At 68.8% G+C, this 22,999-nt stretch carries 26 protein-coding genes; 11 read left to right on the forward strand and 15 right to left on the reverse strand.

Annotated features, from left to right (window positions below; genetic code table 11):
• Nucleotides 1-18: 18 nt before the first annotated feature.
• Both ACE3OK_RS09445 and ubiH read right to left on the reverse strand, forming a co-directional pair.
• Nucleotides 19-1,221, reverse strand: coding sequence for an FAD-dependent oxidoreductase (locus ACE3OK_RS09445; protein WP_374249281.1), 1,203 nt, complete (start codon nt 1,219-1,221; stop codon nt 19-21).
• Nucleotides 1,218-2,447 (reverse strand): 2-octaprenyl-6-methoxyphenyl hydroxylase, encoded by a 1,230-nt coding sequence (ubiH, locus tag ACE3OK_RS09450; RefSeq protein WP_374249282.1) that lies wholly within the window; start codon nt 2,445-2,447, stop codon nt 1,218-1,220. The genes ACE3OK_RS09445 and ubiH overlap by 4 nt, the downstream gene beginning before the upstream one ends.
• 42 nt (nt 2,448-2,489) lie before the next feature.
• On the opposite strand from ubiH, the gene ACE3OK_RS09455 reads away from it, so the two are divergent.
• From ACE3OK_RS09455 to ACE3OK_RS09500, 10 genes are all read left to right on the forward strand, one after another.
• Nucleotides 2,490-3,059 carry a DUF6580 family putative transport protein gene (locus ACE3OK_RS09455; RefSeq protein WP_374249283.1) on the forward strand — a complete coding sequence of 190 codons (570 nt, stop codon included), beginning with the start codon at nt 2,490-2,492 and terminating at the stop codon, nt 3,057-3,059.
• Nucleotides 3,059-3,610, forward strand: coding sequence for a cob(I)yrinic acid a,c-diamide adenosyltransferase (locus tag ACE3OK_RS09460; RefSeq protein ID WP_374249284.1), 552 nt, complete (start codon nt 3,059-3,061; stop codon nt 3,608-3,610). The genes ACE3OK_RS09455 and ACE3OK_RS09460 overlap by 1 nt, the downstream gene beginning before the upstream one ends.
• 25 nt (nt 3,611-3,635) lie before the next feature.
• A complete protein-coding gene (locus tag ACE3OK_RS09465; protein WP_374249330.1) occupies nt 3,636-4,547 on the forward strand; it encodes a histone deacetylase family protein in 912 nt (303 codons plus the stop codon).
• An 84-nt stretch (nt 4,548-4,631) separates the two neighbouring features.
• Nucleotides 4,632-6,932: an LPS assembly protein LptD gene (gene lptD / locus ACE3OK_RS09470; RefSeq protein ID WP_374249285.1), complete on the forward strand. Its 2,301-nt coding sequence runs from the start codon at nt 4,632-4,634 to the stop codon at nt 6,930-6,932.
• Nucleotides 6,932-8,371, forward strand: coding sequence for a peptidylprolyl isomerase (locus tag ACE3OK_RS09475; protein ID WP_374249331.1), 1,440 nt, complete (start codon nt 6,932-6,934; stop codon nt 8,369-8,371). Before lptD ends, ACE3OK_RS09475 begins: the two co-directional genes overlap by 1 nt.
• A 4-nt stretch (nt 8,372-8,375) precedes the next feature.
• Nucleotides 8,376-9,353, forward strand: coding sequence for a 4-hydroxythreonine-4-phosphate dehydrogenase PdxA (gene pdxA, locus ACE3OK_RS09480; RefSeq protein WP_374249286.1), 978 nt, complete (start codon nt 8,376-8,378; stop codon nt 9,351-9,353).
• Nucleotides 9,353-9,691 (forward strand): tRNA-binding protein, encoded by a 339-nt coding sequence (locus ACE3OK_RS09485; protein ID WP_374249332.1) that lies wholly within the window; start codon nt 9,353-9,355, stop codon nt 9,689-9,691. The genes pdxA and ACE3OK_RS09485 overlap by 1 nt, the downstream gene beginning before the upstream one ends.
• A complete protein-coding gene (rsmA, locus tag ACE3OK_RS09490) occupies nt 9,688-10,494 on the forward strand; it encodes a 16S rRNA (adenine(1518)-N(6)/adenine(1519)-N(6))-dimethyltransferase RsmA (protein ID WP_374249287.1) in 807 nt (268 codons plus the stop codon). Before ACE3OK_RS09485 ends, rsmA begins: the two co-directional genes overlap by 4 nt.
• Before the next feature lie 44 nt (nt 10,495-10,538).
• Entirely contained in the window at nt 10,539-10,919 is a 381-nt protein-coding gene (gene apaG, locus ACE3OK_RS09495) for a Co2+/Mg2+ efflux protein ApaG (protein ID WP_374249288.1), read from the forward strand.
• Nucleotides 10,920-10,934: 15 nt separating this feature from the next.
• Nucleotides 10,935-11,852, forward strand: coding sequence for a symmetrical bis(5'-nucleosyl)-tetraphosphatase (locus tag ACE3OK_RS09500; protein WP_374249289.1), 918 nt, complete (start codon nt 10,935-10,937; stop codon nt 11,850-11,852).
• Here the strand turns inward: ACE3OK_RS09500 and ACE3OK_RS09505 are convergent.
• The 10 genes from ACE3OK_RS09505 to ACE3OK_RS09550 all read right to left on the reverse strand — a co-directional run bounded on the left by ACE3OK_RS09505 (nt 11,837) and on the right by ACE3OK_RS09550 (nt 20,386).
• On the reverse strand, nt 11,837-12,328 hold the full coding sequence (locus ACE3OK_RS09505; protein ID WP_374249290.1) for a dihydrofolate reductase: 492 nt from the start codon (nt 12,326-12,328) through the stop codon (nt 11,837-11,839). The genes ACE3OK_RS09500 and ACE3OK_RS09505 overlap by 16 nt on opposite strands.
• Nucleotides 12,329-12,335: 7 nt before the next feature.
• The gene (locus ACE3OK_RS09510) at nt 12,336-13,130 is read right to left on the reverse strand and encodes a thymidylate synthase (RefSeq protein WP_374249291.1); all 795 of its coding nucleotides are present in this window, start codon (nt 13,128-13,130) and stop codon (nt 12,336-12,338) included.
• Nucleotides 13,130-14,011: a prolipoprotein diacylglyceryl transferase gene (gene lgt / locus ACE3OK_RS09515; protein WP_374249292.1), complete on the reverse strand. Its 882-nt coding sequence runs from the start codon at nt 14,009-14,011 to the stop codon at nt 13,130-13,132. The genes ACE3OK_RS09510 and lgt overlap by 1 nt, the downstream gene beginning before the upstream one ends.
• A 32-nt stretch (nt 14,012-14,043) precedes the next feature.
• Nucleotides 14,044-14,793, reverse strand: a complete 750-nt coding sequence (locus ACE3OK_RS09520; RefSeq protein WP_374249293.1) for a TerC family protein — start codon at nt 14,791-14,793, stop codon at nt 14,044-14,046.
• Nucleotides 14,794-14,827: 34 nt separating this feature from the next.
• Nucleotides 14,828-15,208 (reverse strand): diacylglycerol kinase, encoded by a 381-nt coding sequence (locus tag ACE3OK_RS09525; RefSeq protein ID WP_374249294.1) that lies wholly within the window; start codon nt 15,206-15,208, stop codon nt 14,828-14,830.
• Nucleotides 15,209-15,349: 141 nt separating this feature from the next.
• Nucleotides 15,350-16,585, reverse strand: coding sequence for an ABC transporter permease (locus tag ACE3OK_RS09530; protein ID WP_374249295.1), 1,236 nt, complete (start codon nt 16,583-16,585; stop codon nt 15,350-15,352).
• Nucleotides 16,582-17,286 carry an ABC transporter ATP-binding protein gene (locus tag ACE3OK_RS09535; RefSeq protein WP_374249296.1) on the reverse strand — a complete coding sequence of 235 codons (705 nt, stop codon included), beginning with the start codon at nt 17,284-17,286 and terminating at the stop codon, nt 16,582-16,584. The genes ACE3OK_RS09530 and ACE3OK_RS09535 overlap by 4 nt, the downstream gene beginning before the upstream one ends.
• A complete protein-coding gene (locus ACE3OK_RS09540; RefSeq protein WP_374249297.1) occupies nt 17,286-18,848 on the reverse strand; it encodes an efflux RND transporter periplasmic adaptor subunit in 1,563 nt (520 codons plus the stop codon). Before ACE3OK_RS09540 ends, ACE3OK_RS09535 begins: the two co-directional genes overlap by 1 nt.
• A gap of 101 nt (nt 18,849-18,949) precedes the next feature.
• On the reverse strand, nt 18,950-19,660 hold the full coding sequence (locus ACE3OK_RS09545; protein WP_374249298.1) for a sensor histidine kinase: 711 nt from the start codon (nt 19,658-19,660) through the stop codon (nt 18,950-18,952).
• Nucleotides 19,661-19,684: 24 nt separating this feature from the next.
• Nucleotides 19,685-20,386 (reverse strand): response regulator transcription factor, encoded by a 702-nt coding sequence (locus ACE3OK_RS09550; RefSeq protein WP_374249299.1) that lies wholly within the window; start codon nt 20,384-20,386, stop codon nt 19,685-19,687.
• Between the two features lie 110 nt (nt 20,387-20,496).
• On the opposite strand from ACE3OK_RS09550, the gene ACE3OK_RS09555 reads away from it, so the two are divergent.
• Nucleotides 20,497-20,838, forward strand: coding sequence for a DMT family protein (locus tag ACE3OK_RS09555; RefSeq protein WP_374249300.1), 342 nt, complete (start codon nt 20,497-20,499; stop codon nt 20,836-20,838).
• Between the two features lie 22 nt (nt 20,839-20,860).
• Here the strand turns inward: ACE3OK_RS09555 and mazG are convergent, their stop codons facing one another.
• From mazG to nudE, 3 genes are read right to left on the reverse strand one after another with little or no spacing between them, the layout of a single operon-like run.
• Nucleotides 20,861-21,670, reverse strand: coding sequence for a nucleoside triphosphate pyrophosphohydrolase (gene mazG / locus ACE3OK_RS09560; protein ID WP_374249301.1), 810 nt, complete (start codon nt 21,668-21,670; stop codon nt 20,861-20,863).
• Nucleotides 21,667-22,458 (reverse strand): 3'(2'),5'-bisphosphate nucleotidase CysQ, encoded by a 792-nt coding sequence (gene cysQ / locus ACE3OK_RS09565; protein WP_374249302.1) that lies wholly within the window; start codon nt 22,456-22,458, stop codon nt 21,667-21,669. Before cysQ ends, mazG begins: the two co-directional genes overlap by 4 nt.
• The gene (gene nudE / locus ACE3OK_RS09570; protein ID WP_374249303.1) at nt 22,445-22,999 is read right to left on the reverse strand and encodes an ADP compounds hydrolase NudE; all 555 of its coding nucleotides are present in this window, start codon (nt 22,997-22,999) and stop codon (nt 22,445-22,447) included. The genes cysQ and nudE overlap by 14 nt, the downstream gene beginning before the upstream one ends.

A 22,999-nucleotide genomic window follows, 5' to 3' on the forward strand; every position in this document is an offset into this window, starting at 1 on the left:
GGCATGCGATGGCCGCACTCAGCGCCCCGCCGCGTGCCGCCACAGGGCACGGGTCAGTGGCGGCAGCTTGCCGGCCAACCCCAGCGCATGCCCGCGCAGCAGGGTCGGCAACAGGGCGTCGTTGCTGAAGACGCGATTGATGGCATCGAAGGCGTGCGCGCCCAGCGCATTGTCGCTGCGGCGGGTGCGTGCCCAGCGCGCCAGCCGCACCGGCGCTGCGATGTCGCCGCCCTTGGCCTGCGCGTCGCGCAGCAGTGCCCGCAGCGCGGAGACATCGCGCAGGCCGTGGTTCACACCCTGCCCAGCCAGCGGGTGCATCACGTGGGCAGCATCGCCGACCAGCAGCACGCGGCCTTCGACCTGCCGCTGCGCCAATTGCCGGCGCAACGGGAACGCCGCGCGCGGCGACTGCAACGTGAAGCCGCCCAGCTCGCCCCCGAAGGCCGCCGACAGCGCGCGCTCGAATTGCGCCGGCGGCGCGTCCAGCAGCCGCTGTGCCTCGGCATCCGGCAGCGTCCACACGATCGAACCGAGGCGGCCCCGCAGATCGGCATCACCATCGTCGTTGAACGGCAGCAGCGCCACCGGCCCGGTGGGCAGGAAGCGCTGCCAGCAGGTGTCGCGATGCGGCGCTTCGCTGGCGACGAAAGCCACCAGCCCGCGCTGGTGGTAGTCGTGCGACGGTGCCTCGATGCCGGCCAGCCGGCGCAGCGCGGAGTGGCCGCCGTCGGCGGCGATCGCCAGCCGCGCCTCCAGCACCCGCCCGTCATCCAGGCCCAGGCGCACGCCATCGGCGTCCTGCACCAGTGTGTCCACCTTGGCCGGGCAGTGCAGGCGCACGCCGGCCGCCGGGAGTGCGTTCCACAGCGCATCCACCAGCAGGCCGTTCTCGACGATCCAGCCCAGCTGCGCTTCGCCCAGTGCATCGGCATCGAAGCGCAGCGGCGCACCGCCGGCCGCATCCCGGACGCACATGCCGCGGTAGGGCTGCACGCGGGTGTCGGCAATCGCCTTCCACACGCCCAGCGCATCCAGCAGCTCGGCATTGTCGGGGGCGAAGGCGAACACCCGCAGGTCGCGCGCCGCGCGCTGCCACGGCGTCGGCGCGCGCTCCTCCACCAACGCGACGTGCAGGCCCTCGCGGGCGAGCATCAACGCACTGGCCGCGCCCACCACGCCCGCCCCCACCACCACCGCATCCAACCTGCCGCGCCGGCTCATGCCGCACCCCGGCACAGTGCCGGCACGTCGCCGCGATAGCCCATCGCGCCGCCCACCAGCCAGCCTTGCAGCCAGCCCAGGGCGTCGCCCGCCACCAGCCCGACGCTGCGCAGCGGGCGCACCAGCGGGGTGTCGTTGGCCGTCAACTTCGCCAGGCCGTCGGAGAACGCCAGCGTGCGTGCACGGTCGTCCACCCGCCGCAACGCATGCCGGCGCAACACGGCATCGTCGCCGGGGTCGGTACGGCCCTCGGCGATGCATTCGGCCAGCGTCAGCGCATCGCGCAGGCCGAGGTTGAAGCCCTGCGCACCCAGCGGATGGATGGCCTGCGCGGCGTTGCCCACCAGCACCGCACGCGGCGCGATCAGGCATTCCGCCACGCCGCCCTGCATCGGATAGCTGCTGCGCGGCCCCACGGCCTGCAAACGCCCGGCACGCCAGCCGAACACGTCCTGCACACGCGCCAGGAACGCCGCATCGTCGAGCGCGGCCACCGCCTCCGCATCTTCGCGCGGCACCCCGTGCACCAGACCGTAATGGCCGTCGCCGCGCGGCAGCAGCGCGGTCGGGCCGTGGTCGGTCAGGCGTTCGAAGGCGGTGCCGTCGGGCGCACGCTGCGCACGCAGGCGCGCGACGAACAAGGTCTGGCCGTAATCGTGCTCGCGCGTCGCGATGCCCAGTGCGTCGCGCACCGTGCTGCGGGCACCGTCGGCGGCCACCAACAGCCGCGTGCGCAGGGTGCGTTCGCCCGTGTCATCGGCGATGCGGAGCGCGCGCAGGCCATCGCTTCCCTCGCCCAGCCCGACGCAGCGCGCCGGGCGATAGCGCACGAGATGCCGGAGCTGCGCCAACCGCGCCTCCAGTGCTTCGCCGAAGTCGCGCGCCACCACCACCCGCCCGAATTCCGTCCGCCCGTAGCGGGCTGCCTCCAACTGCATGCGGCCGAAGTCGCCACTGCGGCTGACGTGGATGCGCCGGATCGGCCCGCTGGGCGCACGCATCAACGCCAGCACGCCCAGCGCGTCGAGGGCGTGGATCGTGGCCTCGGCAAAACTGAGGTTGCGCTGGTCGAACACCGGCGGCAACGCACCGGCGGGTGCTGCCTCGACCATTCCGACATCCAGCCCCAGCGCATCCAGCGCGATGGCAAGGCTGGCACCGACCAGACCGCCGCCGACGATCAGGACGTCGTGCGCGCGGTCGCTGCAAGAGGAGAGCGTGGACATTGCGCTATGCTAACGGCTCCGCAGTTCCCCTGTCCGAATGCCATGAATCGCCAAGCTTCGCTGCTCCCCGCCGGCCCGCTGCTGCTCACCCTGCTGATCTTCGCCGCCGCGCTGACGCGGGTGTTGCCGCATCCGCCGAATTTCTCGCCGATCGAGGCGGTGGCGCTGTTCGGCGGCGCCTATTTCGCCAAGCGGGGCTGGGCACTGCTGGTGCCGCTGGTGGCGATGTTCGCCTCCGACCTGGTGCTGGGCCTGGTCAATGGCGGCATCTACTGGAGCTACTTCGCCAGCGCCGGCTACCTGCTGGTGTATGCCAGCATCGCGCTGTCCACCGTGCTGGGCTTCGGCCTGCGTGGCAAGGTCGGCAGCACCCGCGTGCTGGGCTATTCGCTGGCCGGCTCGCTGCTGTTCTTCGTGCTGACCAATGCCGGCGTGTGGGCGTTCGGTGCGCTGTATACCCATGACGCCGCCGGACTGGCCGCATCCTTCGCCGCCGGCATCCCGTTCTTCCAGTGGACCGTGCTGGGCACCTTGTTCTACGCGGCGCTGCTGTTCGGCGGCTTCGAATTGCTGCGCCGGCACAATCCCGCGCTGCACGCACAGACGGTCTGATGGGCAACCGTCTCAGCAAGATCTACACCCGCACCGGCGACGATGGCAGCACCGGTCTCGGTGACGGGTCCCGCGTCGGCAAGGACTCCTTGCGGGTGGACGCCTACGGCACCGTCGACGAGGCCAATTCCTGCATCGGCGTGCTGCTGGCCAGCGAGATGCAGGAGGACGTGCGCGAGCTGCTGACACGCATCCAGCACCAGTTGTTCGACCTGGGTGGCGAGCTGTGCATTCCCGGCCACGCCGCCATCTTCGATGCCGACATCGACGCACTGGAGGCGCAGATCGACCACTACAACCGCGCGCTGCCGCCATTGAAGGAATTCATCCTGCCCGGCGGCGGCATTGCCGCGGCGCACTGCCATGTCGCCCGTACCGTGGTGCGCCGTGCCGAGCGCGCGGCGGTGGCACTGACGCGGCTGGAAGACGTGCGTCCACAGCCGGTGCGCTACCTGAACCGGCTGTCCGACCTGTTGTTCGTGCTGTGCCGCGTGCTGGCGCGCGCCAGCGGCCACGGCGAAGTGCTCTGGAAGCACGAACGCCGCAAGTAAGCGCCACAGGCAGGGGTTCGCCGTGATCCAGGTTTTCACCCACCCGGCCTGCCTTGCCCATGACACCGGCCCCGGGCACGTGGAACGCCCGGCGCGCCTGAGCACCGTGCTGCACGCACTGGAAGCGGCGTTCCCCGACATCGACTGGCAACAGGCCCCCCGCGCCAGCCGCGGCCAGTTGCTGCGCGTGCATGCGGAAGAGTTGCTCGCCACGGTGCTGGAATCTTCGCCGCAGGGCCTGATCCAGCTGGACCCCGACACCGTGCTGTCCCCCGGTTCCGCCGAAGCCGCCCTGCGTGCCGCCGGTGCCGGCGTTGCCGCCGTGGATGCCGTGCTGGGCGGGGGCACCTGCCGCGCGTTCTGCGCGGTGCGCCCACCCGGGCACCATGCCACCAGCGATGCGGCGATGGGGTTCTGCCTGTTCAACAACATCGCCATTGCTGCCCGCCACGCGCTCGACAAGCACGGGCTGGAGCGGGTGGCGATCGTCGATTTCGACGTCCATCACGGCAATGGCACGCAGGCCATCTTCGCCAGCGAGCCGCGCGTGCTGTTCGCCAGCTCGCACCAGTGGCCACTGTATCCGGGCAGTGGCGCGCACAATGAAACCGGCTGCGGCAACGTGTTCAACGCCCCGCTGCCGGACGGCTGCAGTGGCGAGATGTTCCGCGACGCCTGGCAGGAGGGGCTGTTGCCGGCGGTGGACGCGTTCCGACCGCAATTGCTGCTGGTGTCGGCGGGGTTCGACGGTCACCGCCGCGACCCGCTGGCCGGCATGCAGCTGGAAGCCGGGGATTACGCCTGGATCACCCGCGCACTGGTGCAGATGGCCAACCGCCATTGCGATGGCCGGGTGGTGTCCCTGCTGGAAGGCGGCTACGACCTGGCCGCGCTGGCGGACGGTTGCGTGGCGCACATCGACGCGCTGCGCCTGTAACACCCCCGGCGTCAGCCACCCGGGTTTGCCGCTGCCAGCCGCTTCCGGCAAGCTAACCGCCCGATTCGCTTTCCCGGAATGCCCGTGCGCCCCGTCCTGCGCCTGCTCCCCCTGTCCCTGTGCATCGCGCTGAGCCTGCCCGCGCGCGCCGCCGATGGCGACCCGCCGCAGAACTGGGGCCTGTGCCCGGTGGGCGACGTGGTGCCGCCCTTCGCCGATGCCGCGCTGGCACCGGAAGGCCTGCATCTGGACAAGTCCAAGGCCCCCATCGACCTCGAGGGCGACGACGTCAGCGGCACCGAGGCCAACCCGGTGTTCAAGGGCAACGTCACCATGCACCGCGACAACCAGTTCATGGCCGCCGACCAGCTCACCTTCGACAAGGCCGCCGGCCGCTATGTCGCCGAGGGCAGCGTCCGCTACCAGGCGCAGGGGCTGCGCCTGCGCGCGGCGCGCGCAGAGGGCGACCAGAATTCCGACACCCATTCGATGCAGGATCTGGAATACCAGCTGCTGTCGCGCCGCGGCAACGGCAAGGCGCACAGCCTGAATCTGGCGGGCCAGTCCGGCAGCCTGCGCGGCGCCAGCTATTCCACCTGCCCGCCGGAAGCGCGGCACTGGGAGCTGGATGCCCCGCGCATCGACATGGACAGCGAGCACGGCCGCGCCGTGGCCTACGGTGCCACCTTGCGGGTCGGCAAGGTCCCGGTGCTGTTCATGCCGGTGTTGATGTTCCCGACCGACGAACGCCGCCGCAGTGGCCTGATGTTCCCCTCGTTCTCCAACTCCGGGCGCAACGGCCTCGACCTGCGCCAGCCGATCTACCTGAATCTCGCCCCCAATTACGACGCCACCCTCAGCCCGCGCTGGATGAGTGCGCGCGGCGTCCAGCTGGGCGGCGAATTCCGCTACCTCAACGCCGGTGGCCAGGGCACGCTGGAAGCCGCGTGGATGGACCACGACCGCCTGCGCGACCGCGCGCGCAGCCAGTTCGCCTTCATCGGCACGCAGACAGTCGGCAGCCACTGGCAATTCCGCGCCAACCTGAACTGGATCAGCGACCCGCGCTATTACGAGGACTTCAACAGCAGCCTCGACGGCCTCTCGCAAGCCACCGCCTACAGCAGCGCCGGCCTGTACGGGCAAGGCCTCGACTGGAGCGCCGGCATCAGCGCCGACCACTGGCAGCTGGCCGATTACACGCTGTCCAGCGCCGCGCTGCCTTTCGACCGCCTGCCGCGGGCCTTCCTCGACTGGGAACGGGGGGCGGTCGGTGCACTGCGCTATGGCATCGCCGCCGAAACCGTGCGCTTCCACCACCCGTCCTACCCGGCCGGCGCACGCCTGGACCTGAAACCCTGGATCAGCCTCCCGCTGGAGGGTGACGCCTGGTTCCTGCGGCCCACGCTGGCCTACCGCCAGACCAGCTATGCGCTGGATCACGCGCTGGGGCAAACGCTGGGCAGCGACAGTCCTTCGCGCGGGCAGTCGATTTTCAGCCTCGATGCCGGCCTGTTCTTCGACCGCGACACCGTGGCCAAGGGCCAGGACTACCTGCAAACCATCGAGCCGCGGCTGTTCTATCTGAAGGTCCCCTATGCCGACCAGAACGGCATGCCGGTGTTCGACACCCAGCCACTGACGTTCAGCTGGAACCAGCTGTTCCGCGACAACCGCTACACCGGTGCCGACCGCCAGGCCGACGCCAACCAGCTCACGCTGGCCGTGAGCACCCGCATGATCCGCCAGGCCGACGGTTTCGAGCGTTTTTCCGCGAGCATCGGCCAAATCCGCTATTTCCAGGATTCCCGGGTGCGCCTGCCGTTCGAGCCGATCACCGAGCAAGGGCGCTCGGCCTGGGTGGTGGATGCCAATTACGCCCCCACCGACCGCTGGACCTTCGGCGCTTCCTACCAGCGCGACCCGAAATTCCGGCGCACCGACCTGGCCAGCGTGCGCGCCCGCTATCTGTTCCGGAACCAAGGCGTCTTCAACCTGTCCTACCGTTACCGCCGCTCGCTGCTGGAGCAGGTGGACCTGTCCTTCCTGTACCCGGTCAATGCCAGCTGGAGCCTGGTGGGCCGCCAGTACTACTCGCTGCGCGACAGCAAGACGCTGGAAAGCCTGGCCGGGGTACAGTGGGACAGCTGTTGTGTCGCGGTTCGGTTTGTCTTGCGCCGCTACGTGCAAAATCGCGTCGGCGACCTCGGCAACACCCTGATGTTCGAAATCGAGCTGAAGGGGCTGGGCTCGGCCGGCCAGGACACCCAGCGCGCCTTGCGCAGGTCCATCCTCGGCTACAATCGCGACGATCTTTATCTGGTGCCGCCGCAGACCGCAACGGGCCAGCCCTCCACGCCCGCCAACGCGAATACTCCTCCATGATGCCAAGCCCCCGTCTGCGTGCCCCCCGCCTCCTGCTGGCCACTTTGCTGCCGCTGCTCCTGCTTGCCGGCGGCGCGCAGGCGCAGGACGCGGCGCTGCAACCGGTCGACCGCGTCGCCGCGGTGGTCAACGAGGACGTGATCCTGCGCAGCGAGCTGGATCGCGCGGTCGCCAACATCCGCAGCCAGTACGCCGGCCACGAAGAGCAACTGCCGCCGCAGGACGTGCTGGAACGGCAGGTGCTGGAGCGCCTGGTGCTGCAACGCCTGCAACTGGCACGCGCCACCGACGCCGGCATCACCGCCACCGACCAGGACCTGGAGCACGCCGTGCAGGGCGTGGCCCAGCAAAACGGCATGGACGTCGACCAGCTGCGCGCGCGGCTGGCGCAGGATGGCATCACCTTCACCGATTTCCGCAACAACATCCGCGACGAAATCGTCACCCAGAAACTGCGCCAGAGCTTCGCCCAGGGCCGCATCAACGTCAGCGACAGCGAAGTGGATGCCGCCATGGCCAACACCGCCGCCAGCGCCCGTCAGCAATTCCACCTGGCCCACATCCTGGTGGCCACCCCGGATGGGGCCACGCCGGAGCAGATCGCCACCGCGCAGAAGAAAATCGAAGGCGTGAAGGGCCTGATCGACCGTGGCGAAATGACCTTCGCCGCCGCCGCCGTCCGCTATTCCGACAGCCCCAATGCGCTGGAAAGCGGCGACCTTGGCTGGCGCAGCGCGAATGAAATCCCGCCAGCCTTCGCCACCGCCATCCAGCAAATGCAGGACGGCCAGGTGCTCGGCCCGATCCGTGGCCCCAGCGGCTTCCAGCTGCTGCAATTGGTGGGTACCCGCACCCAAGCCGCCGGCAGCGGTGAAAAGGTCACCCAGTTCTCGGCCCGGCAGATCCTGGTCAAGGTCGACGACAAGACCGACGAAGCCGCCGCCAAGGCCAAGGCCGACACCCTGGCCGCACGCCTGGCCGGCGGCGCCGATTTCGCCAAGCTGGCCAGCGAGAGCTCCGACGATGCCGCCACCCGCCGCCGTGGTGGCGATCTGGGCTGGTTCGGCGCCGACACCTACGGCAGCACGTTCGGCATGCAGGTCGCCGCCTTGTCCGATGGCCAGACCTCCGCCCCGTTCCGCAGCGATGCCGGCTGGTTGATCGTGCAGCGCAGCGGCACCCGCGAGATCGCCGCCGGTGACGAGAACCTGCGTGCGCAGGTTCGGGAAACCATCGGCCGGCGCAAGCTGGAAGAAGAGTGGAACCGCTTCCTGCGCGAGATGCGTGGCGAAGCCTACGTGGACGTGCGCGATGCACAAGGCCGCTCCACCCGCCCGGCACTGCCCGAAACCCCGAAGGAGCACCGCCAGGTGACCCCCTCGCAGGAGCAACAGGGCACCAGTGCGGCCGGCACGTTCATGTCCGACGAGATGCACTGATCGCTTGATGCGCCCACGTCTCGCCCTGATCCCGGGGGAACCCGCCGGCATCGGCCCGGAACTGCTGGTGCACGCAGCCCAGCGCGACTGGGACGCGGAACTGGTGGTGCATGGTGATGCGGCCACGTTGCAGCGCGCCGCCACTGCCTTGGGCCTGCCACTGCATCTGCACCACCACGGCGAACCACCACGGCATCCACGCAGCCTGGCCATTGTCGAATACCCGCATCCGGTGGCCTGTGCCTTCGGGCAGCCCAATCCGGCCAATACCGCCTCGCTGATCAATGCGATCAGCCATGCGGCCCGCGCCTGCATCGACGGCGAGCTGGCAGGCCTGGTGACGGGCCCGGTGCACAAGGCGGTCATCAACGACGGCGGCATCACCTTCACCGGCACCACCGACCTGCTGGCCGAACAAGCCGGCTGCAAGGTGGTGATGATGCTGGCCAACCCGCGGATGCGGGTGGCCCTGCAGACCGTGCACCTGCCGTTGCGCGAGGTGGCGGACCGGATCACCCCGCAGGCGCTGACCCACACATTGCACACCGTGGCCACCGCGCTGCGCACACAGTTCGGCATCGCCCACCCGGTCATCGCCGTGCTCGGCCTGAACCCGCATGCCGGCGAGGACGGTCATCTGGGCCGCGAGGAATTGGACATCATCCTGCCCACCCTGGAACGCCTGCGTGCCGAGGGCATGCACCTGGTCGGCCCGCTGCCGGCCGATACCGCCTTCCTGCCCGACAAGCTGCGCGGCTTCGATGCGGTGCTGGCGATGTACCACGACCAGGGCCTGCCGGTACTCAAACACGCCGACTTCGCCAACGCAGTGAACATCACCCTCGGCCTGCCCTACCCGCGCGTGGCGGTGGACCATGGCACCGCGCTGGAACTGGCGGGCAAGGGCGTGGCCGATCCATCCAGCCTGTACGCCGCGATCCGCACCTGCACGCAACTGGCGGCGCGGCGCGCGGGCGCATGATGGGCACGATCGGCTTCGACGATTTCCTGAGGGTCGAGCTGCGCGTCGGCCGCATCCTCTCGGCGCAGCCGTTCGCGCAGGCGCGCAAGCCGGCCTACGTGCTGCAGGTCGATTTCGGCCCCGAACTCGGCGTGCGCAAGTCCAGTGCGCAGATCACCGTCCATTACACGCCCGAACAACTGGTCGGGCGGCTGGTGGTCGCCGTGGTCAATTTCCCCAAAAAGCAGATCGGTCCGCTGATGTCCGAATGCCTGGTCACCGGTTTCCACGACGCCGACGGCGCGGTGGCGCTGTGCGTGCCGGACCGCGACGTGCCGCTGGGAACCCGCCTGCTATGAGCACGCCCTTCACCGAGCCGGCCAAAAAGCATCTCGGCCAGAACTTCCTGCACGACCGCAGCGTGATCGACAAGATCGTGCAGGCCATCGCCCCGCAGCCGGGCGACGCCATCGTCGAGATCGGCCCGGGCCAGGGCGCACTGACCTTCCCGCTGCTGAAAAAACATGGCGAAGTCACCGCCATCGAGTTCGACCGCGACCTGCACGCGCCCCTGCAGGCCGCCGCGCGCGAACACGGCACGCTGCACCTGATCGAAGGCGACGTACTGGGCGTGGATTTCACCGCGCTGGCCGCGCAGCTGGCACCGGCCGACGGCAGGATCCGGCTGGCCGGCAACCTGCCCTACAACCTCAGTTCGCCGATCCTGTTCCACGCGCTGGAGCACGCCGCCGCGATCCGCGACATGCATTTCATGCTGCAAAAAGAGGTGGTGGAACGCATGGCCGCCGGCCCCGGCAACAAGGTGTATGGCCGGCTCAGCGTGATGTTGCAGGCGTATTGCACGGTGACGCCGCTGTTCGTGGTGCCGCCGGGTGCGTTCCGGCCGGCACCCAAGGTCGACTCCGCGGTGGTCCGGCTGCTGCCGAAACCCGCCGGGTGCATCGACGTGCAAGACCGCGTGCGCTTCGCCAACGTGGTGCGCGCCGCCTTCGGCCAGCGCCGCAAGACCCTGCGCAACGCCCTGCACGGGGTGGCCGGTACCGCCCTCATCGAGGCCGCCGGCCTGCGCCCGGACGCGCGTGCCGAGCAGGTGGACGTGGCCGGCTTCGTGCGCCTGGCCAATCTGCCCGCCGAAGATTGAACCCGCTGCTGCGGCAATGCGCCCGGCACGGCTAGAATGCACGCATGAGCAATACCGACTACCAATTCGACATCGCAGTGGATGCCCACTTCCTGGACGCCGAATCCGCGCCGGAGGAAGGCCGCTACGTGTTCGCATACACCATCCACATCCGCAACCAGGGCAAGGTGCCGGCCCGCGTGCTCGGCCGCCATTGGCTGATCACCGAAAGCGACGGCAAGGTCCGCGAGGTGGTGGGCGAAGGAGTGGTCGGCGAGCAACCGTGGCTGCGCCCCGGCGAAGGCTTCCAGTACACGTCGGGTGCGGTGCTGGAAACCGCCATCGGCACCATGCGTGGCAGCTACGACGTGCTGGCCGACGACGGCACCCGCTTCGCCGCTCCGATCCCGGCGTTCACGCTGTCGATCCCGCGCACCCTGCACTGACGGCGGTGACCTGAGATGGCCGTCTGGGCAATCGGCGACCTGCAAGGTTGCTTCGACGTCACCCGCCGCTTGCTGGACAAGATCAACTTCGATCCTGCGGCGGACAAGCTGTGGTTCTGCGGCGACCTGGTCAATCGCGGCGGACAGTCCGTGGACACCCTGCGGCTGGTGCATTCATTGCGCGAGCACTGCGAGGTGGTGCTGGGCAACCACGACCTGTCGCTGCTGGCGGTGGCCGAACGCACCCCGGACGAACAGCGCCGGGTCAACCCGGACCTGCAAGGCGTGCTGTTCGCCGCGGACGCGCCGGAACTGCTGGCGTGGCTGCGCGGGCGCAAGCTGGCGCACGTGGACCGCAAGCTGGGCTGGATGATGGTGCATGCCGGGCTGGCGCCGAAGTGGACCACCCAGCTGGCGGAAAAGCATGCGCGCGAAGTGGAAAGCCGTTTGCGTGGCGACAATTACCGCAAGCTGCTGAAGAACATGTACGGCGACGGCCCGGACTGGTCGCCCCGCCTCAACGGCCTGGAACGCGACCGCGCCATCATCAACATCTTCACCCGCATGCGCTATTGCAGCCCGCGCGGGCGCATCGCGTTCGAACACAAGGGTGCACCCGGCAGCCAGCCACCCGGCCTGTATCCGTGGTTCGCGGTGCCCGGCCACGCCCCGCGCGACCTGAAGATCGTCTGCGGGCACTGGAGCACGCTGGGGCTGTTCATCGGCCACGGCATCCATGCCATCGACACCGGCGCGGTGTGGAGCGGCAAGCTCACCGCCCTGCAACTGGATGCGGATGGCCTGCACATGGTGCAAGTCCCAGGTCGCGATGTACCGGCCCCCACGCCCAAGCCGCGCCCGGCCCGCCCGCACAAGCCGCACGGCAACACCCCCCCGGCCACGCCGCCGCGCACCGATCAGACGCGCTCGTAATCCACGAACACGAAGCCGCAGGCGTGGGTGGCATCGGCGGCATGCGCGATGCGTGCGGTTTCCCGCCAGTCGCCGGCGTCGAAGCGCGGAAAGAACGCATCCGCGCCAGCGACGACGGTGTCGACATGGGTCAGGTGCAGGTGGGTGGCCTGTGGCAGCGCCAGCGCATAGACCTCGCCGCCACCGATCACGCACAGCTCGTCGCATTCTTCCGTCGCCCGCGCCAAGGCCGCTGCCAGCGACGCCACCGCCTGCATCCCGGCGAACGGCACCTGCCCGCCACGGGTCAGCACCAGGTTGGTCCGCTTCGGCAGCGCACGGCCCAGCGACTGCGCGGTCTTGCGCCCCATCAGTACCGGCTTGCCCAAGGTCAGCGCCTTGAACCGCTTGAGGTCGTCAGGCAGGTGCCAGGGCAACGCGTTGCCGCGGCCGATGGCGTGATTGCGATCCAGTGCGGCGATCAGCGAAACGCGCATGGCCGGCTCACACCGCCACCGGCGCCTTGATTGCCGGCAGCGGGTCATAGCGCTCGATGGCGATGTCCTCGAAGCCGAAGCCGAAGATGTCTTTCACGTCGGGGTTGAGCTTCAGCGCCGGCAGCGCGCGCGGCGTGCGCGCGAGCTGCTCGCGCGCCTGCTCGAAGTGATTGGCATACAGGTGCGCATCGCCCAGCGTGTGCACGAAATCGCCCACGCCCAGCCCGCAGACCTGCGCCACCATGTGGGTCAGCAGCGCGTAGCTGGCGATGTTGAACGGCACGCCCAGGAAGATGTCGCCGCTGCGCTGGTACAGCTGGCAGCTCAGTTTCCCGTCCGCCACGTAGAACTGGAACAGGCTGTGGCAGGGCATCAGCGCCATTTTCGGCAGGTCGGCCACGTTCCACGCCGACACGATCAAACGGCGCGAGTCCGGATTGCGGCGGATCTCGTCCACCACCCAGCGGATCTGGTCGAAGGTTTCGCCATTGGCCCCTTCCCAGCTGCGCCACTGCTTGCCGTAGACCGGGCCGAGTTCGCCGTTTTCGTCGGCCCATTCGTCCCAGATCGACACCTTGTTGTCGTTCAGGTAGGCGATATTGGTGCTGCCCTGCAGGAACCACAGAAGCTCGTGGATGATCGAGCGCAGGTGCAGCTTCTTGGTGGTCACCAGCGGGAAGCCTTGCGCCAGGTCGAAGCGCATCTGCCAGCCGAACACGCTGCGGGTGCCGGTGCCGGTGCGATCGGCCTTCTGGGTGCCGTGCTCCAGCACGTGCCGCAGCAACTCCAGATATGGCCGCATCAGCGTGCTTCCGGGTGCAGCGTGGGCGCGCTGCGCGAGCGCCACAGCCAGAACAGCCCCAGCAGGACCAGCGGCACACTCAACACCTGCCCCATCGTCAGCCAGCCGAAGGCAAGGTAGCCCAGCTGCGCATCGGGTTCGCGCACGAATTCCACCAGGAAGCGGAAACAGCCGTACAGCAGCGCGAACAGGCCGGACACCGCGTAGCGCGGGCGCGGCACGCGCGAGAACCACACCAGCGCGCAGAACATCACCAGGCCCTCCAGGAACGCCTGGTACAGCTGCGACGGGTGGCGGGCGAATGCGTTCAACGCGCCGCTTTCGAAATACGTGCGCAAGGTGGCCGCATCCATCGACGCGAACGGTTCCGGCAATGCGCGCGGGAACACCACGCCGATGCGCTCGAACGCCGTCCCGACGGTGGGCTTGCCCCACAACTCGCCACCGATGAAGTTGCCCAGCCGGCCGAAACCGAGCCCGGCCGGCACCAGCGGCGCCATGAAATCGACGGTATCGAAGAAGTGCAGGCGCTGCCGGCGCGACCACCAAGCGATCGCCGCCAGCACCCCCAGCAGGCCGCCGTGGAAGCTCATCCCGCCCTCCCAGACCCGGAACAGCAACAGCGGGTCGTGGAGGAAGTTGCCGAGGTCGTAGAACAGCATGTAGCCCACGCGCCCGCCCAGCACCACGCCGAGCATGGCGTAGAACATCAGGTCGGAGAAGCCGTTGTCGTCCACCCCGGGCAAGCGACCGGCGCGCACCCGTCGCCGCCCCAGCCACCAGGCCACCGCGAACCCCAGCAGGTACATCAGCCCGTACCAATGGACTTTCAATGGCCCCAGCGTCACGGCGATGGGGTCGATCTGGTGCAGATAAGGCATGTGCATCCGGGTTCCTGCTCGAAAAACGGGGCTCACCAGTCGCCGGCGCCGGGCACCTTGTGCGCGGCCGCGCGACGCCGCATCAGCAGGTTCAGCCACTCCACCAGCACCGAGAACGCCATCGCGAAGTAGATGTAGGGCTTGGGCACGTGGACTTCGAGGCCGTCGAGGATCAACACCGCGCCGACCAGCAGGATGAAGGCCAGCGCCAGCATCTTCACGGTCGGGTTGGCATCGATGAACGCGCCCAGCGGATTGGCCGCCAGCAGCATGATGGCCACCGCCGCGAGGATGGCGAACACCATGATCGGAATGTGCTGGGCGATGCCCACCGCAGTGATGACCGAATCCAGCGAGAACACGATGTCGATCACCGCGATCTGCGCGATCACCGCCCAGAACACCGAGGACGCCTGGGTGGTGCGCGGGTCCTCGTCCTCGCCGCCGCTGATCAGGTCGCGGATTTCCAGCGCGCCCTTCACCAGCAGGAACGCCCCACCGAGGATCAGCACCAGGTCGCGGATCGAGATGCCCATCCCGCCGATCTCGAACAGGGTCTTCTCCATCCGCGCCAGATGCGCCAGTGCGACCAGCAGCAGGATGCGGGTGACGCAGGCCACCGCGATGCCCAGCTTGCGGGCCAGCGGCCGGTGGTGTTCCGGCAGGCGGCCCACCGCGATCGAAATGAACACCAGGTTGTCGATGCCCAGCACGATTTCCAGCGCGCTCAAGGTCACCAGGGTGAGCCATGCGTCGGGGGACGCCAGGAAACTCAGATCCATGTCGGTCTCGTCATGTCGCGCCGGCCGGCGCGGTTCAAAGCCAGCGCGGCAGCAGCAACACCGCCCACACCAGCACCACGTTCATCATCAACACGAACACCGCCGCCGACCCCATGTCCTTGGCACGTCCGGCCAGTTCGTGGTGTTCCGCGCCATAACGCTCGATCACGGCTTCCATCGAGGAGTTCATCAGCTCCATCGCCATCACCAGCAGGCAACTGCCGATCAGCAGCACGCGCTCCACGCCGGTCTGGCCCAATTGCCAGCCCACCGGCCCCAGCACGACGAACATGCACACTTCCAGCCGGAACGAGGACTCGTGCAGCCACGCCGCGCGCAGCCCCAGCATCGACCATTTGGCGGCGCGCAGGACGCCCGCGGGGCCGCGCGGCAGATGCCCGTACAGGTCAGCCACGGAGGTTTGCCCGGCAACAGGTGAACAGGACAATGAATCGGTCTGGCATCGGGCGGTATCGGGCCGAGGGAACGAACCGGCATTCTGCCACAGCCCCCCGGCCCGGCGCGTGCGCGCCCGCGCCCGCGCCGGGGGAGCCCATCATTGCGAGCGCAATGCCTCGATCGGGTCCAGCAGGCTGGCCTTGCGTGCCGGGTAATAGCCGAAGAACAGCCCCGTGCAGATCGAGAACGTGGCGGCCAGCAGCACCACCTTGGCGTCGAGCTGCACCGGCAGGCCGCCGAACTTGCCCACCAGCAGCGCCCCCACCACCCCGATCGCGATGCCAATGATGCCGCCAATCAGCGAAATCAGCATCGCCTCGGCGAGGAATTGCCGGCGCACGTCGCGCGGGCCCGCGCCCACCGCCATCCGCAGGCCGATCTCGCGGATGCGTTCGGTCACCGACACCAGCATGATGTTCATGATGCCGATGCCGCCGATGATCAGGCAAATGCCGGCCACCGCGCCCAGCAGCTTGGACATCAGGTTGGTGGTGGCGGTACGGGTGGCCACGATCTGGCTGATGTTGCGCACCGCGAAGTCGTCGTCGGCACCGGGTTCGATCTTGTGGCGCTGGCGCAGCAGGCCCTCGATTTCGCCCTGCGCGGCATCCAGGTTCCTGGCGTCGTCGACGCCCACCGCGATCGCCTGCACCGCGCTGGGCGGCATGCCCTGCGAGGTGGACAGCCGGCGACGCGCGGTTTCCAGTGGCACCACCACGAGGTCGTCCTGGTCCTGCCCGAAGCCGCCCTGTCCCTTGCTGCCCAGCACGCCGACCACGGTGAACGGCACCCGCCCCAGGCGCACGGTCTGGCCAATGCCGCTTTCGTCGCCGAACAGGTTCTTGCGCACGGTTTCGCCCAGCAGCACGGGCTTGGCACCGCCGCCGTAATCGCCGGCATCGAAGCCCTGCCCCTGCGCGATCCGCCAGTCGTTGATCGCGAACCAATCCGCCTGCACGCCTTGCCACTGGGTGGAGGCATTGTTCTCGGCGAACACCACCTGGGTGCCGCCACGCAAAGAACCGGCCACGTACTGCACTTCCGGCACTTCGCTGCGGATCGCCTCGACGTCGCCTTCGGTCAGCGACCAGCGGCTGCCCTGCGCCATCCGCGCGCCGCCCGGGCCCATGCCACCGGCGCTGCCGATGTCCAGCCGCTGCGAGCCCAGCCCCGACACCATCTTGTCGATTTCCGCCTGCGTGCCCTGCCCGATCGACACCATCACGATGACCGCCGCGATGCCGATGATCACGCCCAGCGAGGTCAGCGCACTGCGCATCCAGTTGCCGCGCAGCGCGAAAAACGCGGTGCGCAGGATGTCGGCGATGTTCATGCGGCCTCCGCTGCGGTCTGCGCGAACAACTCGCCATCGCGCATCACGAAGGTGCGATCGGCATGGGCCGCCACCTGTGCATCATGGGTGATCAGGATCACGGTATGGCCGTCGTCGCGCAGGCGCTTGAACAAGGTGAGGATTTCTTCGCCGGTCTTGCTGTCCAGTGCGCCGGTCGGTTCATCGGCCAGCAGGATCGGCGGGCTGTTGACCAGCGCACGCGCGATCGCCACGCGCTGTTGCTGGCCCCCGGACAACTCGTTGGGAAAATGGTCGGTGCGCCCGGCCAGGCCCACCGCTTCCAATGCCGCCAGCGCCCGCCGCCGCCGCTCAGCCGGCGGCACCTGCGCATAACCCATCGGCATCGCCACGTTGTCGGTGGCGTCCATCCGCGACAACAGATGGAAGCCCTGGAACACGAAGCCGATCTTGTCGCGCCGCAACTGCGCCAACTGCTCGGCATCCAGGGTGGCCACGTCCACGCCATCGCATTCGCAGCGACCGCTGGTGGGGGTGTCCAGGCACCCCAGCAGGTTCATCAGGGTGGATTTTCCGGAACCGGACGGCCCCATGATGGCGACGAATTCGCCACGCTCGATGCGCAGGTTCACGTTCTTCAGCGCCACCACCTCGGCCTCGGTGCCGGCGGCGTACACCTTGCCCAGTTGGTGGGCGAGGATCACCGGGACGGGGCCGGCCATCACTTGCTCTCCGAGGCCGCGCGCTCGCCGGAAATGAACAGGTCGCCGTCCTTGATGCCGCGCCCGGAGACTTCGGTGCTGGTGCCGTCGCTGACGCCGACCTTGATCATCACCGCCTCCGGCTTGCCGTTCACCAGCCGGTAGGCCACCACGCGCTTGGCGTTGACCTGCGCATCCACGCCGGCCACCCATTTGCCGCGCTGGTCGTCGTCCAGCGTGCTCACGAATGCGGCGAATTGCTGGTTCATGCGATCGCGCATGCGCGCGCGCATCTGCGCCAGCATCGCCGCATCGCCACCGCCGCCGCCCGGACCGCCAAAGCGCATGCCACCGCCGAACAGCCGGCTGCCGCCGTTTTGCTGCTGCTTGGCGGCCTCCTGCATCTTCGCCGCGCGCTCGGCCTGCTGGCGCTTCATGTCCTCCAGCGCGGCATCAAAGGCGGCCTGCTGCGCAGGCCGCAGCGCCAGCGTGCCCGCCAAGTGCTGCAGATCCTCGCCCATGCCCGCGCCGCGCCCGCCGTTGCCACCGCCCGCGGACGCACCTTCCGGCTTCATGTCGGCCAGCGGCGAGCCTTCCGCCGGCTTGTAGCGCAGCGCCGCATTGCCCACCTTGAGCACGCCGTCGCGCTTGCTGACCTCGATCTGGGCATTCACGGTCAGCCCCGGCAACAGGGTGCCGTCGGCGTTGTCGACGCTGACCACCACCGGGTAGGTCACCACGTTGTTGGTGGTGGTGGCCGCCATCCGCACCTGCTGCACCACGCCCTTGAACTGGCGATCCGGGAAGGCGTCGGCGGTGAAGCTCACGGTCTGCCCCAACTTGACCTGGCCGATGTCGGATTCATCCACCGCCAGCTCGATCTTCATCTTCGACAGATCCCTAGCAATCGTGAACAACACCGGTGCCGAGAAACTGGCGGCCACGGTCTGGCCGGGGTCGATCGACCGGGTCAGCACCACGCCATCGACCGGCGAAGTGATCACCGCACGGGCGATGTTGACCTGGGTGGTCTTCAACGCCGCCGATTGCTGGCGGATCTGGGCCTGCGCCGCAGCCACCTGCGCCTGCGCCTGGTCATGCGCGGCCCGCGACACATCCAGGTCGCTGCGGGCGATCAATTTCTGGCCAGCCAGTTCCTGCTTGCGCTGGAAGTCCAGCGTGGCATTGCGCAGGCTGGCCTGCGCCTGCGCCAGTTGCGCACGCGCGCTGGCGATCTGCGCATTGCCCTGCTCCAACTGGGCCTGGTAGGTGGACGGGTCGATGCGGGCCAGCACGTCGCCCTTCTTCACCGGCGAATTGAAATCCACCAGCACGTCGGTGACCTGGCCGGAAATCTGGCTGCCCACGGTGACGGTGGTGATGGCGCTGAGCGTGCCGGTGGCGGAAATCGCCACGCGGATGTCACCGCGCTGCACGGTTTCGGTGCGGTAGCCACTGTCGGCGGCGGCCTGGCTGCGTTTGTTCCAGTAATGCCAGCCGCCCCCCGCCAGCACCAGCACGGCCACGAGAACCCCCAGTTTGCGCAAGGGAAGGGAACGGACGGACGGGCGTGTCGGGCTCATGCGGCGAATGAATGGGGAAGGGTGACGGCAAGAACGCGCGACTGCGCATCGGGTTGACGACGGCCAGTCTGACGATGCGCGCAAGCGCCCGCAGCGCGCCATCAGTCCCGGAGCGAGGCCCCGAACTCGATGCCGGCGCAGGTTCCCTGCCCCGGGACACTTTGCAGCCGCAAACGCCAGCCGCAGCGCTGCCCCAGCCGATGGGCGATCGACAGGCCCAGGCCCGGGCCCAGCCCGGGGGTGGCCGCTTCGCCGCGGAAGAACGGCTCGCAGGCCCGCGCCAGCGTGGCCGCATCCATGCCGATGCCGGTATCCTCCACCTCCACCCGGTCCGCCAGCAGGCGTACCCGCACCACGCCCGCATCGGTGAAGCGCACGGCATTGGCCAGCAGGTTGCCCAGCATCACCCGCAGCACGCACGGCGGCGCCAGCAACACCGGGGCGGCCCGCCACTCCGTCTCCAGCCGCAACCGCTTGTGCTCCAGCAGGGGTTGCAGGCGCGCCAACGCGTGTTCCACCACTTCGCGCACCGGGAACACGTCCGTGTCGAGCGCGCATTGCTCCCCGCGTGCCAGCAACAGCAGTGCGTCGATGACCGCCTCCATGTCCGCCACGGCCGCCTGGATACGCTCGAGCGAGCGCCGCGATGCGTCGGAGAGGCCGTCATCGTGGGCGATCAGGTCGCTGGCCACCCGCACCACGGTCAATGGCGTGCGCAGCTCGTGGCTGGCATCGCGCATGAAATCACTGGCACGCGCGCCGTCGGGGTCGCTGGCGGACGGCGGCAGTTGGCAGGGGCCGGTCGAAGTCATGCGCGCAAGTCTTCCGCGGCAGCCTCAGGACGCCAGCTCGGCAAGGCGGTAGCCCGCCCCCTGCACGGTGTGCAGCAAGGGCCGGCCGAACGGCTTGTCCAGCACCTTGCGCAGGTTGTAGAGATGGCTGCGCAGGGTGTCCGAATCCGGCAGCGCATCGCCCCAGATCTCGTGTTCGATGTCCTGCCGGCTCACCACCTTCGGCGATTCCCGCATCAGGATCGCCAGCAAACGCAGCGCGATCGGGGACAACTGCAACTCGTGGCCGGCGCGACTGGCGCGCAACTGCGCGGGGTCCAGTTCCAGATCGCCCACCCGCAGGACCTCCCCGCCCACCTGCCGGCGTTCGCGGCGGATCAGCGCATGCAGCCGCGCCTCCAGCTCGCGGATGGCAAATGGCTTGGTGAGGTAATCGTCAGCCCCGGACGACAGCCCGGTCAGCTTGTCGTCCAGCGTGTCGCGCGCGGTCAGCATCAGGATGGGCGTGGCCTTGCGCGCCTCGCCGCGCAGGCGGCGGCACACTTCGATGCCATCCAGCCGCGGCAGCATCAGGTCCAGCACGATCGCGTCGTAGACATTCTCGGACGCCAGCCGGTAGCCATCCACGCCATCGGCGGCGTAGTCCACTTCGAAGCCGCGACCTTCCAGGTATTCACCCACCATCTCGGAAATGTTGCGGTTGTCTTCCACGATGAGCACCAGCCCCGCGTGATCGTGCTCGCGCATGCGTGCCTCGCTTCCCGTCTACCTGGCCAGACCATGCCGGAAACCCGGTTGATGCGGTGTGAAGGGCGCTACCCTTGACGCCCCGTGACGCCTCCCGCCCACACCCCGCCATGCCCTACGCCCGCCTGCTTGCCCCGCTGTTGTTGATCTGCTCCAACGTGTTCATGACCTTCGCCTGGTATGGCCACCTGAAACATCGCGACGTGGCACTTTACAAGGTCGTGCTGGTCAGCTGGGGCATCGCGTTCTTCGAATACTCCCTGATGGTGCCGGCCAACCGCATCGGCAGCGCCGTCTACAGCGCGCCGCAATTGAAGGGCATGCAGGAGGCCATCACCCTGCTGGTGTTCGCCGGGTTTTCCATCTGGTACCTGGGGCAACCGCTGAAGTGGAACCATTGGGCCGGCTTCGGACTCATCCTCGTTGCGGCGTGGCTGATCTTCCTGGAGTGATGCGCCGCGCCACGGGCCCGCGCTACGGTTTCTCGGCCCGCTTGGCCTGCACCCAATAGCGGTCCTGCACATCCAGCGGCTTGCCGGCCAGGCCGCCGTCGGCAGCGGCCAGCGCCTCCATCGCGCGGAAGCGGCGCTCGAACTTGGCGTTGGCGCGGCGCAGCGCGCTGCCCACGTCGACGTGCGCGTGCCGCGCCAGGTTGGCGCAGACGAACAACACGTCGCCCAGCTCGTCCTCCAGCCGGTCGCGCGCGGCGGCATCGCCCGGGTCGGCCGCCACTGCGTCGAATTCCACGCGCACCTCGTCGATCTCTTCCGCCAGCTTGTCCAGCACCGGCGCCGGGCCGGGCCAGTCGAAGCCGACCTTGGCCGCCTTGTGCTGCAGCTTCACCGCCCGCTGCCATTCCGGCAGGCCGCGCGCAATGCCGGCCAGCGCGGAGGTGTCGGCTTCGCCCTTGGCGGCGCGCTCGGCGCGCTTGATCGCATCCCAATGGCGCAGCACCTCGCCGCTGCCGTCGACATGCGTGTCGCCGAACACATGCGGATGCCGGCGCACCAGCTTGTCGCAGATCGCCGCCACCACGTCGCCGAACGCGAACGCACCGGCCTCCTCCGCCATCCGCGCATGGAACACCACTTGCAGCAGCAAGTCGCCCAGTTCGTCCTTCAGGTCGGCCAGGTCGCCGCGGTCGATGGCATCGGCGACTTCGTAGGCTTCCTCGATGGTGTAGGGCGCGATGGAGGCGAAGCTCTGCTGCAGATCCCACGGGCAGCCACCGTCCGGGTCGCGCAGCCTGGCCATGATGGCGAGCAATTCCGCGATGTCGCTCATGCCGGCAACCGCGCGCGCACGGCGACATCGCCCAACGCCACGAAATCGCCGTTGAGCAGGGTGTCGCGCTGGTTGTAGCGGAACGGCCGGCCCTGTGGATCGAGCACCGCGCCACCGGCGGCTTCCAGAATCGCCTGCCCGGCGGCGGTGTCCCACTCGCTGGTGGGGCCGAAGCGCGGATACAGGTCCAGCACGCCCTCGGCGATCCTGCAGAACTTCAGCGACGACCCGCAGCCCAGCACCAGGCAACCCGGCAACGCCGCGATCACCGCGTCGGTGCGCGCATCGCGATGCGAACGGCTGGCAGCCACGCGCAACGGGGTGGGCGCGGGAACGGCGGCGCGAATCGGCGTGTCCACGCGCCCGTCGCGCTTGAACGCGCCCTGCCCGGGCCGGCCGTGCCACAGCATCCCGGTCACCGGTTGCTGGATCACCCCGAAGGTCGCCACGCCGTCCTCGATCAGGGCGATGTTGACGGTGAACTCGCCGTTGCGCTTGACGAATTCGCGGGTGCCGTCGAGTGGATCCACCAACCAGAAGGTCCGCCATTGCCGACGTTGGGTGATGTCCAGTGCCTTCGACTCTTCCGACACCACCGGGATATCCGGCGTCAGTGTGGCCAGGCCGGCGACGATGCAGCGGTGCGCGGCGAGGTCGGCGGCGGTCAGCGGCGTATCGTCATCCTTGTGTTGCACCGCGAATTCGCTTTCGTACACCCGCAGGATCTCGGCGGCGGCTTGGCGCGCAATCGCAATCACGCCGTCACGCAGGGCATCAAGGTTCAGCATGGTGTTGCAGCCACTCCCGGGCGATGAACAAGGCCGCGATGGTGCGGCCTTCGGAAAAATCTTCCTGCAGGATCAGTTGCCCGAGGTCGGCCAGCTTCCACGGCACCAGTTCCAGCGGCTCCGGCTCGTCGCCCGGCAGCCGCTGCGGGTACAGGTTGCGCGCCAGCACCACGTGGGTCTGGTGGCTCATGTAGGTGGGTGCCAGGCTCAGGCTGCGCAGCACGTGCAGGTCGGACGCGCCGTAGCCGGCTTCTTCCATCAGCTCGCGGTTGGCGGCCTGCTCGGGGGTTTCGCCGGCATCCATCCTTCCCTTCACCAGCCCCAGTTCATAGCGGTGCACGCCGGCCGCGTATTCGCGCACCAGCAGCACGGTGTCGGCATCCAGCATCGGCACCACCGCCACCGCGCCATGCCCGCGCCCGTGCAGGCGCTCGTAGCGGCGGCGCTCGCCGTTGGAGAACTCGAGGTCGAGCGTCTCCATCCGGTACGGGCCGGCGTCGTGCTCGGTGATGCCGTGGATGACGGGCAGCGGATGGCTCAT

This window comes from Thermomonas sp. (assembly GCF_041905325.1).
Taxonomy (GTDB): Bacteria; Pseudomonadota; Gammaproteobacteria; order Xanthomonadales; family Xanthomonadaceae; genus Thermomonas.

What these genes read in the sequence shown, in the direction of transcription:
- ACE3OK_RS09445 (WP_374249281.1), bottom strand. Translation starts at nt 1,221, where the DNA reads ATGAGCCGGCGCGGCAGGTTGGATGCGGTGGTGGTGGGGGCGGGCGTG.
- ubiH (WP_374249282.1), bottom strand. Translation starts at nt 2,447, where the DNA reads ATGTCCACGCTCTCCTCTTGCAGCGACCGCGCGCACGACGTCCTGATC.
- ACE3OK_RS09455 (WP_374249283.1), top strand. Translation starts at nt 2,490, where the DNA reads ATGAATCGCCAAGCTTCGCTGCTCCCCGCCGGCCCGCTGCTGCTCACC.
- ACE3OK_RS09460 (WP_374249284.1), top strand. Translation starts at nt 3,059, where the DNA reads ATGGGCAACCGTCTCAGCAAGATCTACACCCGCACCGGCGACGATGGC.
- ACE3OK_RS09475 (WP_374249331.1), top strand. Translation starts at nt 6,932, where the DNA reads ATGCCAAGCCCCCGTCTGCGTGCCCCCCGCCTCCTGCTGGCCACTTTG.
- ACE3OK_RS09485 (WP_374249332.1), top strand. Translation starts at nt 9,353, where the DNA reads ATGGGCACGATCGGCTTCGACGATTTCCTGAGGGTCGAGCTGCGCGTC.
- rsmA (WP_374249287.1), top strand. Translation starts at nt 9,688, where the DNA reads ATGAGCACGCCCTTCACCGAGCCGGCCAAAAAGCATCTCGGCCAGAAC.
- apaG (WP_374249288.1), top strand. Translation starts at nt 10,539, where the DNA reads ATGAGCAATACCGACTACCAATTCGACATCGCAGTGGATGCCCACTTC.
- ACE3OK_RS09500 (WP_374249289.1), top strand. Translation starts at nt 10,935, where the DNA reads ATGGCCGTCTGGGCAATCGGCGACCTGCAAGGTTGCTTCGACGTCACC.
- ACE3OK_RS09505 (WP_374249290.1), bottom strand. Translation starts at nt 12,328, where the DNA reads ATGCGCGTTTCGCTGATCGCCGCACTGGATCGCAATCACGCCATCGGC.
- ACE3OK_RS09510 (WP_374249291.1), bottom strand. Translation starts at nt 13,130, where the DNA reads ATGCGGCCATATCTGGAGTTGCTGCGGCACGTGCTGGAGCACGGCACC.
- lgt (WP_374249292.1), bottom strand. Translation starts at nt 14,011, where the DNA reads ATGCCTTATCTGCACCAGATCGACCCCATCGCCGTGACGCTGGGGCCA.
- ACE3OK_RS09520 (WP_374249293.1), bottom strand. Translation starts at nt 14,793, where the DNA reads ATGGATCTGAGTTTCCTGGCGTCCCCCGACGCATGGCTCACCCTGGTG.
- ACE3OK_RS09530 (WP_374249295.1), bottom strand. Translation starts at nt 16,585, where the DNA reads ATGAACATCGCCGACATCCTGCGCACCGCGTTTTTCGCGCTGCGCGGC.
- ACE3OK_RS09535 (WP_374249296.1), bottom strand. Translation starts at nt 17,286, where the DNA reads ATGGCCGGCCCCGTCCCGGTGATCCTCGCCCACCAACTGGGCAAGGTG.
- ACE3OK_RS09540 (WP_374249297.1), bottom strand. Translation starts at nt 18,848, where the DNA reads ATGAGCCCGACACGCCCGTCCGTCCGTTCCCTTCCCTTGCGCAAACTG.
- ACE3OK_RS09545 (WP_374249298.1), bottom strand. Translation starts at nt 19,660, where the DNA reads ATGACTTCGACCGGCCCCTGCCAACTGCCGCCGTCCGCCAGCGACCCC.
- ACE3OK_RS09550 (WP_374249299.1), bottom strand. Translation starts at nt 20,386, where the DNA reads ATGCGCGAGCACGATCACGCGGGGCTGGTGCTCATCGTGGAAGACAAC.
- ACE3OK_RS09555 (WP_374249300.1), top strand. Translation starts at nt 20,497, where the DNA reads ATGCCCTACGCCCGCCTGCTTGCCCCGCTGTTGTTGATCTGCTCCAAC.
- mazG (WP_374249301.1), bottom strand. Translation starts at nt 21,670, where the DNA reads ATGAGCGACATCGCGGAATTGCTCGCCATCATGGCCAGGCTGCGCGAC.
- cysQ (WP_374249302.1), bottom strand. Translation starts at nt 22,458, where the DNA reads ATGCTGAACCTTGATGCCCTGCGTGACGGCGTGATTGCGATTGCGCGC.
- nudE (WP_374249303.1), bottom strand. Translation starts at nt 22,999, where the DNA reads ATGAGCCATCCGCTGCCCGTCATCCACGGCATCACCGAGCACGACGCC.